This window comes from Cronobacter dublinensis subsp. dublinensis LMG 23823, from assembly GCF_001277235.1.
Taxonomy (GTDB): Bacteria; Pseudomonadota; Gammaproteobacteria; order Enterobacterales; family Enterobacteriaceae; genus Cronobacter; species Cronobacter dublinensis.
The window spans coordinates 1,715,657-1,729,034 of the sequence record NZ_CP012266.1; the positions used below are offsets into that span (position 1 = coordinate 1,715,657).

The following is a 13,378-nucleotide window of genomic DNA, read 5'->3' on the forward strand; positions in this document are numbered from 1 at the left end:
GCTGAAAAGCCCCTGACGCCTGCCCTGCAGGCGTCGGTGTTTATGGGAAAGAACAAGAATGAATTTACTGAAGTCGCTGGCTGCGGTCAGCTCGATGACCATGTTTTCTCGCGTGCTCGGGTTCGCGCGCGACGCCATCGTGGCGCGGGTGTTTGGTGCCGGTATGGCGACGGACGCCTTTTTCGTCGCCTTTAAACTGCCGAACCTGCTGCGCCGCATCTTTGCCGAAGGCGCGTTCTCGCAGGCGTTTGTGCCTATCCTCGCGGAATATAAAAGCAAGCAGGGCGAAGATGCCACGCGGGTGTTTGTGGCTTACGTTTCCGGTCTGCTGACGCTGGCGCTGTTTATCGTCACAGTGGCGGGTATGCTGGCGGCGCCGTGGGTGATTCTGGTGACGGCGCCGGGCTTCGCCGATACCGCAGACAAATTCGCGCTCACCTCGTCGCTGCTGCGCATTACCTTTCCTTATATTCTGCTGATCTCGCTGGCCTCGCTCGCCGGCGCCATTCTTAATACCTGGAACCGCTTCTCGGTCCCGGCGTTCGCGCCGACCTTCCTGAACATCAGTATGATAGGTTTTGCGCTGTTTGCCGCGCCGTACTTTAACCCGCCCGTGCTGGCGCTCGCCTGGGCGGTGACGGTCGGCGGCGTGCTGCAACTCCTCTATCAACTGCCGCACCTCAAGAAAATCGGCATGCTGGTGCTGCCACGAATCAACTTTAAAGACGCGGGCGCGATGCGGGTGATGAAGCAGATGGGGCCCGCCATTCTCGGCGTGTCGGTAAGCCAGATCTCGCTCATCATCAATACTATTTTCGCCTCGTTTCTGGTCTCCGGCTCGGTGTCGTGGATGTATTACGCCGATCGCCTGATGGAGTTCCCGTCCGGCGTGCTGGGCGTCGCGCTCGGCACCATTCTGCTGCCGTCGCTGTCGAGAAGCTTCGCCAGCGGCAACCATGACGAATATTCGCGTCTGATGGACTGGGGCCTGCGCCTGTGCTTTTTACTGGCGCTGCCGAGCGCCGTGGCGCTGGGCATTCTCGCGAAGCCGCTTACCGTGTCGCTGTTTCAGTACGGCAAATTTTCCGCGACCGACGCGATGATGACCCAGCGGGCGCTGGTGGCGTATTCGGTGGGGCTGATGGGGCTGATTGTGGTGAAGGTGCTGGCGCCGGGGTTCTACTCCCGTCAGGATATTAAAACGCCGGTTAAAATCGCCATAGTGACACTTATCATGACGCAGTTGATGAACCTGGCGTTTATCGGCCCGCTGAAACATGCCGGGCTGGCGCTCTCTATTGGCCTTGCGGCTTGTCTGAACGCGAGCCTGCTCTACTGGCAACTGCGCAAGCGTAAGATTTTCCAGCCGCAGCCGGGGTGGGGCGCGTTTCTCACGCGGCTGATTATCGCGGTGCTGGTGATGTCCGCCGCGCTGCTGGGCGTGATGCAGCTGATGCCGGACTGGGCGCAGGGCACCATGCCGCTGCGTTTGCTGCGTCTCGCAGGCGTCGTGGCGGCAGGCGTCGTCGCCTATTTCGCCACCTTAACGCTGCTCGGCTTCCGGGTTCGCGATTTCGCGCGCCGCACAATGTAAGCAAGCAATATAAAACGCACGCGCCGGGTTATGCCCGGCGCTTTTTTTTGCGGTTTTTTCGGGGAATACGCCAGCGAGTAAACGGCCGCTACAGGCAAACCACCGATGTGCGAAAACCTTCCGGCAGGTTTCCCTGCCAGAAAGGGGCGTTGTTAACCTCTGCCTTGCGGTCAGATGGCGATTTTCTTCCCGCCGCGATGCATGCTCGCGGAGGTCTGCCCATTAGCGCCATACAGCGCCGGCTCCTGGTGCGGTTTTAACACCGCCAGGGCCTGCTGGTTGCGGGCCATTTGCCCTTCGAGCAACCAGCCGTTGTGCAGATTCATATCGCGCAGGTGCAGGGTTTTCTGAGTGATCGTCTGCCAGCGCTCCGCCATTTCCGGCTGGGCGCCGCGGTGCGAATTCTGTTCGCTGCGACGCTGCTGTTCAAGGTAGTCCAGCGTGGCCAGCAACGAGCTTTTCTCTTCGGTGATGCGCTGAAGCGCACTGCCGTTAAGACTGCCCGCGGATAACTGGTGCTGCTCCGCGTCCATCACAGACTTCAGCGAATTCAGTACAGTTGTCATTTGGTCTAACACTTCTGACAGACGGCTCATAGATTATTTATCCTGCAAGAAACTCTGAGCTTCCTGGATAAGCGCATCGGCGATTTTGCCGGTGTCCATTTTCAGCTCGCCATTACGAATGGCGGCCTTCAGCGCTTCCACACGCTCAACGTTGATATCATCAGCGCCTGGCTTCATCAGTTTTGCCTGGGCGCCGCTTAGGGTGACGCTGGCGCTGCCAGCCGCGGTCGTTTCCGTCTGGCGGGCTTTCGGCGCCTGCGGTTCACTGTTTTCGCGCGGTTGCACCGTACTCACTGGTTTCAGGGGGGACGTGCGTTCAATGCTCATTGATTTTTTCCTCATAGAGGGGCTCGCGGCGTAGAGCCGATATCCATCGTTAGTTGATTAACTATATCGGCAGTCACGATGAATTCTTTATAAAGATTACAGGTTAATCAGAATAATCCCATCAGAACCCACAATGCCGCTTACCACCTGGCCTGAGGCCATCCTGACTCTGGCGTTCTGCGCCACTGCCGCATTGTTGAGGGCCCGGCCTTCGCCGTTGATGCTAAAGCCTTCGCCGTTGGCAATTATCTGTACCTGCTGACCCGCTTTTACACGCCAGGACTGGCGCACCATCGTCAGCATGATCGGCTGATCTGGCGCGAGGTCACGCAGGGTAACAGCTTCGCGCGCCTGGTCAAGATTGAGCATAGCTTTCGGAGGCAGGAGATCCAGACGGCCGCGTTCCAGACGGACGTTAGACTCATCCAGCATGCCGCCGCGCGCGACAGGCTGACTTGCCACCACATAGTTTCCGAAGGCCTGAACGTTGACCTGCATATACCGTTTCTGATCGCCGCAACGCACCTGAACGCTAAGGTTCCCCCATAAACGGGCGTTGCCGGGCAGGCTGAAATCAGGATTGTCGCAAGTCAGTCTCTGCGGCTCCGGCGTTTTCACCGTCACCACCACCGCGTCACTCATGCCTGCGAGACGCTGCAGAAAGAACGGCGTCAGCTGGGCGTTGAGCATATCGGCGAAAAGGCCGGGGCTTAACAGCAGCAAACCCGCGGCGAGACAGAATTTCAGGCTCTTCATTGCACTTCTCCACTATCGGAACAGGGAGGATTCTACTCTGCTCTGTTTTTGTTCAAGGCAACAAATAGCGACGCATTTTGCGTTTATTCCAACGATAACGCACGCGTGAGGGAGGATAAGCTTTGCACACTCACCAGAATAAGTGGAGGAATCATGCTCGATAAACTGGACGCCGCGCTGCGCTTTCAACAGGAAGCTATTAATTTACGCGCTCAGCGTCAGGAGATTCTGGCGGCCAATATCGCCAACGCCGATACCCCAGGCTTTCAGGCGCGCGATATTGATTTCGCCAGTCAACTGAAAAAAGTGATGGATCAGGGCCGCGCGTCAGGCAGCACCATGTCGCTCGCCGTGACTTCAGCACGCCATATACCGGCTCAGGCGTCGACCGGCGCTTCTCTTGATCTGCTTTACCGCGTGCCGGACCAGCCCTCGATGGATGGCAACACCGTCGACATGGACCGTGAGCGTACCCAGTTTGCCGACAACAGCCTGAAGTATCAGACCGATCTGCAGGTTCTCGGCGGCCAAATCAAGAGCATGATGTCCGTGCTGCAGCAACAGTAAGGGTTAAGACGCGATGGCGCTTTTAAATATTTTCGACATTGCCGGCTCAGCGATGACCGCGCAATCCAAACGCATGAACGTGGCGGCCAGTAACCTTGCCAACGCCGACAGCGCGACCGGGCCGGATGGGCAGCCTTACCGTGCCAAGCAGGTGGTTTTCCAGGTTGATGCCGCGCCCGGCGCCGCCACAGGCGGTGTGAAGGTGACGGATGTCGTGGAAAGCCAGGCGCCGGACAAGCTGGTCTACGAGCCAGGCAACCCGCTGGCGGATGCCAAGGGTTATGTCCGCATGCCGAACGTTGACGTGGTGGGCGAAATGGTGAACTCCATGTCCGCCTCCCGCAGCTACCAGGCCAACGTTGAAGTGCTGAACACCGTGAAAAGCATGATGCTGAAAACGCTCACGCTCGGTCAATAAAGGAGAGAGTTATGTCGGTGACATCCAACATTAGTGAGAATTACAGCACTAGCGGTGCCGGAAGCGCGACCTCCAGCAGCAGCCTGACCGGGAGTAAAGCGTCTGACCTGCAAGGCAGCTTCTTAACGCTTCTGGTGGCGCAGCTGAAAAACCAGGACCCGACCAACCCGATGCAGAACAATGAACTGACTACGCAGCTTGCGCAGATCAGTACCGTGAGCGGCATCGAGAAACTGAACACGACGCTCGGATCTATCTCCGGCCAGATCGATAACAGCCAGTCGCTTGCGGCGAGCGCGCTTATCGGTCACGGCGTGATGATCCCGGGCAGCACCATTCTGACCGGCAAAGACACCACGACACCGTTTGGCGTCGAGTTGCAACAGGCCGCAGATAAAGTTACCGCGACTGTCACTGATAAGAGCGGGAAAGTCGTTCGTACCATCGAGATCGGCGCGCTGAGCGCAGGTGTCCATACCTTCTCTTGGGATGGTTCGATGAGCGACGGCACTAAGGCGCCGGATGGCTCCTACAACGTCTCCATCGCTGCAAGCAACGGGGGCACTCAGCTGGTCGCGCAGCCGCTTAACTTCGCGCTGGTGAACGGCATTACGCGAAGCAACGGTTCGAACCTGCTGGATCTGGGCACCTACGGGACTGCCTCACTCGACCAGGTACGGCAAATTATTTAAGCCTTCAATCTTATCAGGAGTAAGAAATGGCCTTTTCTCAAGCGGTCAGCGGTCTGAATGCTGCCAGCACCAACCTCGACGTTATCGGCAACAACATTGCCAACTCCGCCACCTATGGCTTTAAGTCTGGTTCTGTTTCTTTCGCCGACATGTTCGCCGGTTCGAAAGCGGGCCTGGGCGTTAAAGTCGCGGGCATTACCCAGGACTTCGGCGACGGCGTAACCACCAACACCGGCCGTAAGCTGGACGTGGCAATCAGTCAGAACGGCTTCTTCCGTCTGCTCGATGGTAACGGCGGCGTTTACTACAGCCGTAACGGCCAGTTCAAACTGGACGCCAACAGCAACCTGGTCAACATGCAGGGTATGCGTATCACCGGTTATCCAGTAAGTGGTACTCCGCCGGTGGTTCAGCAGGGCGCAGACCCGATTCCGCTGACTATCCCGACCGCGCAGATGCCAGCAAGCAAAACCACCAGCGCGAACTTCGTGATGAACCTGAACTCTGCGGATGACTTGCCGAAGAACTCACCGTTCGATCCGACGAACTCCAGCACCTTTAACAAAAGCGTGCCGCTGACCGTTTACGACAGCCTGGGTAACGAACATAACCTGAAGCTGTACTACGTTAAAACCGCGGACAACAAGTGGGACATCTACAACATGGACACCAGCGTTGGCGGCGCGGCCCCGACGACGCCGCTGACCAGCCTGTCCTTTAGCGACAGCGGCGCCCTGACGGGTATCACTAACGCTGCGCCTGCGGGCTCTCAGCAGGTGTCGGTTAACGTTGCTGCGCTGAATGGTTCTGCGCCATTCAACTTCAGCATGAACCTGAGCGGCACCACGCAGCAGAACTCCGGCGCCAACGTCATCCTGACCTCTAACCAGAACGGCTACAAGCCGGGCGACCTGGTCGGTTATCAGGTTAACGCCGACGGCAGCCTGGTGGGTAACTACTCCAACGAGAAGAGCCAGCTGCTGGGTCAGATCGTTCTCGCGAACTTCGCGAACCCTGAAGGGCTTTCTTCTCAGGGTGACAACGTGTGGTCCGCCAGCACCGCGTCCGGCGTAGCGCTGCTGGGCTCTGCGGGCACCGGCAACTTCGGCAAGCTGACCAGCGGCGCGCTGGAAGCCTCCAACGTCGATCTGAGTAAAGAACTGGTCAACATGATCGTCGCGCAGCGTAACTATCAGTCGAACGCGCAGACCATCAAAACTCAGGACCAGATCCTCAATACCCTGGTTAACCTGCGCTAATTGTCTGAAGGGATGGCTTAATGGATCACGCAATTTATACCGCCATGGGCGCAGCCAGCCAGACGCTGAACCAGCAGTCTGTCACGGCGAGCAACCTGGCCAACGCATCAACGCCTGGCTTTCGCGCTCAGCTCAACGCGCTGCGCGCCGTGCCGGTAGAAGGGCTGTCATTGCCAACCCGTACGCTGGTCACGGCCTCCACCCCTGGCGTGAATATGAGCCAGGGGTCACTCGACTACACCTCCCGTCCGCTGGACGTTGCCATTCAGGGCAGCGACGGCTGGCTGGCGGTACAGGCGCCGGACGGTACCGAAGCGTATACCCGCAACGGTAACATCCAGCGCACGGCGACCGGCCAGCTCACCATCCAGGGAAATCCTGTGATGGGCGAGGGCGGTCCGGTCGTGGTGCCGGAAGGCGCGGAAGTCACGATTGCCGCCGACGGTACGATTTCCGTACTGAACCCGGGCGACGCCCCGAACACCATTGCGCCGGTTGGCCGTCTGAAGATGGTTAAAGCGGGCGCGCAGGAAGTGGTGCGCGGCGACGACGGTCTGTTTCGTTTAAACCCGCAGGCGCAGACTGCCCGCGGCGCGACGTTGCAGGCCGACCCGACCATCAGCCTGATGTCCGGGGTGCTGGAAGGCAGCAACGTTAAACCCGTGGAAGCAATGACCGACATGATAGCCAACGCCCGTCGTTTCGAGATGCAGATGAAAATCATCACCAGCGTCGATGAAAACGAACAGCGTGCTAACCAGTTATTGTCGATGAGTTAATGAACAGGACGACACTATGATCAGTTCTTTATGGATTGCCAAAACCGGCCTCGACGCCCAGCAAACCAATATGGACGTTATCGCCAACAACCTGGCGAACGTCAGCACCAACGGTTTCAAACGTCAGCGCGCGGTGTTTGAAGATCTGCTTTACCAAACCATCCGCCAGCCGGGCGCGCAGTCGTCTGAACAGACCACGCTGCCTTCCGGCCTGCAGATCGGTACCGGTGTGCGCCCTGTCGCCACCGAGCGTCTGCACAGCCAGGGCAACCTGTCTCAGACCAACAACAGCAAAGATGTCGCGATTAAAGGCCAGGGCTTCTTCCAGGTTCTGCTGCCGGACGGCACTTCCGCGTATACCCGCGACGGTTCTTTCCAGGTGGATCAGAACGGCCAACTGGTGACCGCGGGCGGTTTCCAGGTACAGCCTGCCATCACTATCCCGGCGAACGCGCTGAGCATCACCGTCGGTCGCGACGGCGTGGTGAGCGTGACCCAGCAGGGAACGGCGGCGCCGGTCCAGGTCGGCCAGATTAACCTGACCACCTTTATGAACGACAGCGGTCTGGAAAGTATTGGTGAAAACCTCTACACCGAAACCCAGTCCTCCGGCACGCCGAACGAAAGCACGCCGGGCCTGAACGGTGCAGGGCTGCTGTATCAGGGTTATGTCGAAACCTCTAACGTCAACGTGGCGGAAGAGCTGGTCAACATGATCCAGGTGCAGCGCGCTTACGAGATTAACAGTAAAGCGGTTTCCACCACTGACCAGATGCTGCAAAAACTGACGCAACTCTAAAGCCTGTTTCGGTGTGGCGTGACGCCACACCGAACGCCACTACTGAAGATGAAAGCAATGCAAAAGACCGGTGCGCAACTCTGCCCTTTAGCGATAGCTCTCGCATTGACCCTCTCGGGTTGTGCCTGGGTGCCTTCTACTCCGCTGGTTCAGGGCGCGACGACCGCGCAGCCCGCACCTGCCCCCGCGCCGGTGGTTAACGGTTCCATTTTCCAGTCCGTACAGCAGATTAACTACGGTTATCAACCGCTGTTCGAAGACCGTCGTCCGCGTAACGTCGGCGACACGCTCACTATTGAGCTGCAAGAAAACGTCAGCGCGAGCAAGAGCTCGTCTGCGAACGCCAGCCGCGACGGCAAGACCAACTTCGGTCTCGATACCGTTCCGCGCTACCTGCAGGGCCTCTTCGGCAATGCGCGCGCCGATATCAGCGCGTCCGGTGGCAATACCTTTAATGGTAAAGGCGGCGCCAACGCCAGCAACACCTTCAGCGGCACACTGACCGTGACCGTCGATCAGGTTCTTGCCAACGGCAACCTGCACGTGGTGGGCGAAAAACAGATTGCCATCAACCAGGGCACAGAATTTATCCGCTTCTCGGGCGTGGTTAACCCTCGCACCATTAGCGGCAGCAACACGGTACCGTCCACCCAGGTGGCGGATGCCCGAATCGAATATGTCGGCAACGGCTATATCAACGAAGCGCAGAACATGGGATGGCTACAGCGTTTCTTCCTTAATTTATCGCCGATGTAACAGAGGTGAAAAATGTTTAAATCGCTCCCAGGACTCCTGCTGCTGCTCGTCGCGACCTTCGCGCAGGCTGACCGCATTCGTGACTTAACCACCGTACAGGGCGTGCGTGAAAACTCCCTGATCGGCTACGGCCTCGTGGTGGGCCTTGACGGCACGGGTGACCAGACGACCCAGACGCCGTTTACCACCCAGAGCCTTAACAACATGCTCTCCCAGCTCGGCATTACCGTGCCGGCGGGCACCAACATGCAGCTGAAAAACGTGGCGGCGGTGATGGTTACCGCCTCTTACCCGGCGTTCGCGCGCCAGGGCCAGGCCATTGACGTGGTGGTCTCCTCAATGGGTAACGCCAAGAGCCTGCGCGGCGGTACGCTGCTGATGACTCCGCTGAAAGGCGTCGATAATCAGGTGTACGCGCTGGCGCAGGGCAATATTCTGATCGGCGGCGCGGGCGCGTCGGCGGGCGGCAGCAGCGTGCAGGTGAACCAGCTCAACGGCGGTCGTATTACCAACGGCGCGGTAATTGAGCGCGAGCTGCCGACCCAGTTCGGCACCGGCAACAGCATCAACCTGCAGCTGAATAACGACGACTTCACGCTGGCGCAGCAGATTGCCGACACCATCAACCGCGCGCGCGGTTATGGCAGCGCCACGGCGCTCGACGCCCGTACCGTTCAGGTGCGCGCCTCAAGCGGCGGCAGCTCTCAGGTGCAGCTGCTGGCCGGTATTCAGAACCTCGAAGTGAATGTCGCGGTACAGGATGCCAAAGTCATTATCAACTCGCGTACCGGCTCGGTGGTGATGAACCGCGAAGTGTCGCTCGACAGCTGTGCGGTCGCGCAGGGCAACCTTTCTGTAACGGTGAATCAGCAGGCGAACGTCAGCCAGCCGGATACGCCGTTCGGCGGCGGTCAGACGGTGGTAACGCCGCAGACCCAGATCGATATGCGCCAGACCGGCGGCGCGCTGCAGCGCGTGACCTCCAGCGCCAACCTGAACAGCGTCGTACGCGCGCTTAACGCGCTGGGTGCCACGCCGATGGATCTGATGTCGATTCTGCAATCCATGCAAAGCGCGGGCTGCCTGCGCGCGAAACTGGAAATCATCTGATGCTGACTGATAGCAAATTACTGTCCAGCGCCGCCTTCGACGCGCAATCGCTTAATGACCTGAAAGCTAAGGTCGGCAAGGATCCGAACGGCAACCTGAAACAGGTTGCCCGCCAGGTGGAAGGGATGTTCGTGCAAATGATGCTGAAAAGCATGCGCGAAGCGCTGCCCAAGGATGGGATGTTCAGTAGCGATCAGACCCGGCTTTACACCAGCATGTACGATCAGCAAATTGCCCAGCAGATGACGGCGGGCAAGGGCCTCGGCCTTGCGGACATGATGGTGAAACAGATGGGCGGCGACCCTTCAGCCAGCGCTGAAACGCCCGCCGCCACGCAAAGCGCTTCACAGGTGCCGATGAAGTTCGATATCGACACCATGAACAGCTACCGCAACCAGGCGATTACCCAGATTGTGCGCCAGGCGATGCCGAAGGCGCCCTCGAATGAAGAACCGCTCTCCGGCGACAGCAAAGACTTCCTGGCGCAGCTTTCCCTGCCCGCGAAGCTCGCAAGCCAGCAGAGCGGCGTGCCTCATCACCTGATCCTCGCCCAGGCGGCGCTGGAATCGGGCTGGGGCCAGCGCCAGATCCGCAAAGAAAACGGCGAGCCAAGCTTTAACATTTTCGGCGTCAAAGCGACCTCGTCCTGGAAAGGGCCGGTCACGGAGATTACAACCACCGAATATGAAAACGGCGAAGCGAAGAAGGTGAAAGCGAAGTTCCGCGTCTACGGCTCCTATCTTGAGGCGCTGTCGGACTACGTGGGCATGCTGACACGCAACCCGCGCTACGCGGCGGTCACTACCGCGGCGTCGGCGGAAGAGGGCGCGAAAGCGTTGCAGAGCGCCGGTTACGCGACCGATCCGAACTACGCCCGTAAGCTGACCAGCATGATCCAGCAGATGAAATCGCTGGGTGAAAAGGTGAGCAAAGCGTACAGCCAGGATGTGTCGACGCTGTTCTGAAACCGCTCAAGTTCTCGTAAGCGCTGCCGATAATTATCGTCAGGACCCGCGTATGAATGTTCAAAAGGAACCTCCATGTCCAGTAGCTTAATTAATAGCGCCATGAGTGGCCTGAGTGCGGCGCAAACCGCACTGAGCACGGTGAGCAATAACATCTCTAACTACAACGTCGCAGGCTATACCCGCCAGACCACCGTTCTGGGGCAGTCTAACAGCACCATGACGCAGGGCGGCTGGGTCGGCAACGGCGTGTATGTGTCCGGTATTCAGCGTGAATATGATGCGTTTATCACGAATCAGCTGAACGCGGCGCAAAACCAGAGCAGCGGGTTAACCACCCGTTACGAGCAGATGTCGAAAATCGACGATATGCTCTCTGGCACCACAAACAACATCTCCACCACCATGCAGGATTTCTTCAAGAGCCTGCAAACGCTGACCAGCAACGCCGAAGATCCGGCGGCGCGTCAGACGCTGCTCGGCAAAGCAGACGGTCTGGTCAACCAGTTTAAGGTGGTGGATCAGTATCTGCGTGACCAGGATAAACAGGTCAGCACGGCTATTACCGCCAGTGTCCAGCAGATCAACAACTTCGCCACGCAGATTGCGTCGCTGAACGAGCAGATCACCCGCCTGACCGGTATGGGCGGCGGCGCCTCGCCAAACGATCTGCTGGATCAGCGCGATCAGCTGGTGAGCGATCTGAATAAAATCGTTGGCGTGGATGTCACCGTTCAGGATGGCAACACCTTTAACGTCACGATGGGCAACGGTTATAACCTGGTGCAGGGCAGCAAGGCGAGCCAGCTTGCCGCCGTGCCGTCGAGCGCCGACCCGGCGCGGACCACCATCGCGTTCGTTGACAAGATTGCCGGCAACATTGAGATCCCGGAAAAGCTGGTCACTAACGGTTCGCTGGGCGGTCTGTTTGCCTTCCGCTCTGAGGATCTTGACCAGGCGCGTAATAACCTCGGCCAGCTGGCGCTCGCGTTCGGCGATTCGTTTAACAAACAGCACGAAGCGGGCTTCGACGCTAACGGCGACGCCGGTAAAGCCTTCTTCACGCTGGGCTCTGCGGCGGCGATGAGCAACACGCGCAACGTCGGCACCGCCTCACTGACCGCGAATATTACTGACAGCTCGGCGGTGAAAGCGAGCGATTACCAGATGGCGTATGACGGCACGAACTGGAAAGTGACGCGTCTGTCTGACAACGCCATCGTGAACGCCACGCCGACGACCGACGGCTCAGGCAACCTGACCGCGCTGTCGTTCGACGGCCTGAAGGTTGACATTACGGGTGCGGCGGCAAACAAAGATACCTTTACCATTAAGCCGGTGACCAACGTCATTATCAGCATGGACGTCGCGGTTCATGATGAGTCGGAAATCGCGATGGCGTCCGACGCGACGGCGGGCGAGAGCGACAACCGTAACGGTAAAGCGCTGCTGGAACTGCAAAGCAGCAAAACTATCGGCGGTAGCAAAAGCTTTAACGATGCTTATGCGGCGTTCATCAGTGAAGTGGGTAACAAAACCAACACGCTGAAAAGCTCCAGCACCACGCAGACTAACGTGGCGACGCAGCTGACCAAGCAGCAGCAGGCCATTTCCGGGGTCAACCTGGATGAAGAGTACGGCAACCTGCAGCGTTTTCAGCAGTACTACATGGCGAACGCCCAGGTATTGCAGACCGCGTCCGCGTTGTTTGACGCCCTTCTCCAGATTCGCTAACAGGGAAACGAACGATGCGTATTAGCACACAAATGATGTATCAGCAGAACATGCGGGGCATTACCGACTCGCAGGCGACCTGGCTGAAATACGGTGAGCAGATGTCCACCGGCAAACGCGTTAACCGTCCGTCTGACGACCCTATCTCTGCCGCACAGGCGGTGGTGCTCTCCCAGGCGCAGTCGCAGAACGACCAGTACACTCAGGCGCGTACCTTCGCGACTCAGAAAGTGTCGCTGGAATCGAGCGTACTGAGCCAGGTGACCAGCGTCATCACCTCGGCGCAGGAAAAAATGGTTTACGCCAACAACGGCACGCTGAGCGACACCGACCGCGCGTCGGTCGCTACCGATTTGCAGGGGATGCGCGATCAGCTGCTGAACCTCGCGAACAGCGCTGACGGTAATGGCCGCTACATTTTTGCGGGCTACAAAACCGATGCGGCGCCGTTCTCCGGCACGCCGGGCAACATTACCTATAACGGCGGCACGGACAACATTACCCAGCAGGTGGATTCGGCGCGTACCATGGTTATCGGTCATACCGGCAATCTGGTGTTCAACAGTCTCACCAGCAACGCCACGCCGGAGCCGGACGGTTCGCCGAGCGAAACCAACGTGTTCAAAATGCTCGACTCCGCCATCGCGGCCCTGAAAACCCCGATGGAAGGCGCGGATGAAACGACCCAGACCAATCTGCTGAACGCGCTGACTAAAACCTCGCGCGGCCTGAGCAACTCGCTGGATAACGTCGGCACGGTTCTGGCGGAAGTGGGTACGCAGCTGAAAGAACTGGGTAACCTCGATGAGCTGGGCGCAGAGCGCGCGCTGGGTCAGACCTCGCAGATGAGCAGCCTCGTTGATGTGGACTGGAACTCGGCTATCTCTTCTTATGTGATGCAGCAGGCGGCGCTTCAGGCTTCTTATAAAGCATTCAGCGATATGCAGGGTATGTCGCTGTTCCAGTTAAACCGTTAAGTTTTGTCGATTTGAAGCATGTCATGAAATTGGGCATGCTTTATATGCCCGCTTCATCACCCCGAAGCGGGCTTTTTTT

Annotated in this window: 15 protein-coding genes; 12 read left to right on the forward strand and 3 right to left on the reverse strand. The window is 58.5% G+C overall.

All coding sequences use genetic code 11. The annotated features are described in order from the left end of the window. Window positions 1-58 precede the first annotated feature (58 nt). Complete coding sequence (gene murJ, locus AFK67_RS07840; protein ID WP_038883873.1) at window positions 59-1,594, forward strand: murein biosynthesis integral membrane protein MurJ; 1,536 nt, start codon at window positions 59-61, stop codon at window positions 1,592-1,594. A gap of 170 nt (window positions 1,595-1,764) precedes the next feature. On the opposite strand, the gene flgN is transcribed toward murJ, so the two are convergent. The 3 genes from flgN to flgA form a co-directional block, all read right to left on the reverse strand. Beyond that, window positions 1,765-2,190 (reverse strand): flagella biosynthesis chaperone FlgN, encoded by a 426-nt coding sequence (gene flgN, locus AFK67_RS07845; protein WP_032966349.1) that lies wholly within the window; start codon window positions 2,188-2,190, stop codon window positions 1,765-1,767. A 3-nt stretch (window positions 2,191-2,193) separates the two neighbouring features. After that, window positions 2,194-2,487: a flagellar biosynthesis anti-sigma factor FlgM gene (gene flgM, locus AFK67_RS07850; RefSeq protein ID WP_032966346.1), complete on the reverse strand. Its 294-nt coding sequence runs from the start codon at window positions 2,485-2,487 to the stop codon at window positions 2,194-2,196. A 96-nt stretch (window positions 2,488-2,583) separates the two neighbouring features. Then, window positions 2,584-3,243, reverse strand: coding sequence for a flagellar basal body P-ring formation chaperone FlgA (gene flgA / locus AFK67_RS07855; RefSeq protein WP_007747450.1), 660 nt, complete (start codon window positions 3,241-3,243; stop codon window positions 2,584-2,586). A gap of 153 nt (window positions 3,244-3,396) precedes the next feature. Here flgA and flgB point away from each other — a divergent pair, with 153 nt between their 5' ends. The 11 genes from flgB to flgL all read left to right on the forward strand — a co-directional run bounded on the left by flgB (window position 3,397) and on the right by flgL (window position 13,299). Continuing rightward, a complete protein-coding gene (gene flgB / locus AFK67_RS07860) occupies window positions 3,397-3,810 on the forward strand; it encodes a flagellar basal body rod protein FlgB (protein ID WP_007711458.1) in 414 nt (137 codons plus the stop codon). 13 nt (window positions 3,811-3,823) lie between these two features. Beyond that, a complete protein-coding gene (flgC, locus tag AFK67_RS07865; RefSeq protein ID WP_004385214.1) occupies window positions 3,824-4,228 on the forward strand; it encodes a flagellar basal body rod protein FlgC in 405 nt (134 codons plus the stop codon). Between the two features lie 11 nt (window positions 4,229-4,239). Next, window positions 4,240-4,920, forward strand: coding sequence for a flagellar hook assembly protein FlgD (gene flgD, locus AFK67_RS07870; RefSeq protein ID WP_007711457.1), 681 nt, complete (start codon window positions 4,240-4,242; stop codon window positions 4,918-4,920). A 26-nt stretch (window positions 4,921-4,946) separates the two neighbouring features. After that, entirely contained in the window at window positions 4,947-6,179 is a 1,233-nt protein-coding gene (gene flgE, locus AFK67_RS07875; protein WP_007711456.1) for a flagellar hook protein FlgE, read from the forward strand. Between the two features lie 20 nt (window positions 6,180-6,199). Further along, window positions 6,200-6,958, forward strand: a complete 759-nt coding sequence (locus AFK67_RS07880; protein ID WP_007711450.1) for a flagellar basal body rod protein FlgF — start codon at window positions 6,200-6,202, stop codon at window positions 6,956-6,958. 16 nt (window positions 6,959-6,974) lie between these two features. Continuing rightward, window positions 6,975-7,757: a flagellar basal-body rod protein FlgG gene (gene flgG, locus AFK67_RS07885; RefSeq protein WP_007663430.1), complete on the forward strand. Its 783-nt coding sequence runs from the start codon at window positions 6,975-6,977 to the stop codon at window positions 7,755-7,757. Window positions 7,758-7,814: 57 nt separating this feature from the next. After that, the gene (gene flgH, locus AFK67_RS07890; protein ID WP_032990808.1) at window positions 7,815-8,513 is read left to right on the forward strand and encodes a flagellar basal body L-ring protein FlgH; all 699 of its coding nucleotides are present in this window, start codon (window positions 7,815-7,817) and stop codon (window positions 8,511-8,513) included. Window positions 8,514-8,525: 12 nt separating this feature from the next. Continuing rightward, entirely contained in the window at window positions 8,526-9,623 is a 1,098-nt protein-coding gene (locus AFK67_RS07895) for a flagellar basal body P-ring protein FlgI (RefSeq protein WP_007711447.1), read from the forward strand. Continuing rightward, window positions 9,623-10,588 carry a flagellar assembly peptidoglycan hydrolase FlgJ gene (gene flgJ / locus AFK67_RS07900; protein WP_007711445.1) on the forward strand — a complete coding sequence of 322 codons (966 nt, stop codon included), beginning with the start codon at window positions 9,623-9,625 and terminating at the stop codon, window positions 10,586-10,588. The genes AFK67_RS07895 and flgJ overlap by 1 nt, the downstream gene beginning before the upstream one ends. A 75-nt stretch (window positions 10,589-10,663) precedes the next feature. Beyond that, a complete protein-coding gene (flgK, locus tag AFK67_RS07905) occupies window positions 10,664-12,322 on the forward strand; it encodes a flagellar hook-associated protein FlgK (protein ID WP_007711443.1) in 1,659 nt (552 codons plus the stop codon). Between the two features lie 14 nt (window positions 12,323-12,336). Further along, window positions 12,337-13,299 carry a flagellar hook-associated protein FlgL gene (gene flgL / locus AFK67_RS07910; protein WP_007711442.1) on the forward strand — a complete coding sequence of 321 codons (963 nt, stop codon included), beginning with the start codon at window positions 12,337-12,339 and terminating at the stop codon, window positions 13,297-13,299. Window positions 13,300-13,378 lie beyond the last annotated feature (79 nt).

What these genes read in the sequence shown, in the direction of transcription:
- murJ (WP_038883873.1), top strand. Translation starts at nt 59, where the DNA reads ATGAATTTACTGAAGTCGCTGGCTGCGGTCAGCTCGATGACCATGTTT.
- flgN (WP_032966349.1), bottom strand. Translation starts at nt 2,190, where the DNA reads ATGAGCCGTCTGTCAGAAGTGTTAGACCAAATGACAACTGTACTGAAT.
- flgM (WP_032966346.1), bottom strand. Translation starts at nt 2,487, where the DNA reads ATGAGCATTGAACGCACGTCCCCCCTGAAACCAGTGAGTACGGTGCAA.
- flgA (WP_007747450.1), bottom strand. Translation starts at nt 3,243, where the DNA reads ATGAAGAGCCTGAAATTCTGTCTCGCCGCGGGTTTGCTGCTGTTAAGC.
- flgB (WP_007711458.1), top strand. Translation starts at nt 3,397, where the DNA reads ATGCTCGATAAACTGGACGCCGCGCTGCGCTTTCAACAGGAAGCTATT.
- flgC (WP_004385214.1), top strand. Translation starts at nt 3,824, where the DNA reads ATGGCGCTTTTAAATATTTTCGACATTGCCGGCTCAGCGATGACCGCG.
- flgD (WP_007711457.1), top strand. Translation starts at nt 4,240, where the DNA reads ATGTCGGTGACATCCAACATTAGTGAGAATTACAGCACTAGCGGTGCC.
- flgE (WP_007711456.1), top strand. Translation starts at nt 4,947, where the DNA reads ATGGCCTTTTCTCAAGCGGTCAGCGGTCTGAATGCTGCCAGCACCAAC.
- AFK67_RS07880 (WP_007711450.1), top strand. Translation starts at nt 6,200, where the DNA reads ATGGATCACGCAATTTATACCGCCATGGGCGCAGCCAGCCAGACGCTG.
- flgG (WP_007663430.1), top strand. Translation starts at nt 6,975, where the DNA reads ATGATCAGTTCTTTATGGATTGCCAAAACCGGCCTCGACGCCCAGCAA.
- flgH (WP_032990808.1), top strand. Translation starts at nt 7,815, where the DNA reads ATGCAAAAGACCGGTGCGCAACTCTGCCCTTTAGCGATAGCTCTCGCA.
- AFK67_RS07895 (WP_007711447.1), top strand. Translation starts at nt 8,526, where the DNA reads ATGTTTAAATCGCTCCCAGGACTCCTGCTGCTGCTCGTCGCGACCTTC.
- flgJ (WP_007711445.1), top strand. Translation starts at nt 9,623, where the DNA reads ATGCTGACTGATAGCAAATTACTGTCCAGCGCCGCCTTCGACGCGCAA.
- flgK (WP_007711443.1), top strand. Translation starts at nt 10,664, where the DNA reads ATGTCCAGTAGCTTAATTAATAGCGCCATGAGTGGCCTGAGTGCGGCG.
- flgL (WP_007711442.1), top strand. Translation starts at nt 12,337, where the DNA reads ATGCGTATTAGCACACAAATGATGTATCAGCAGAACATGCGGGGCATT.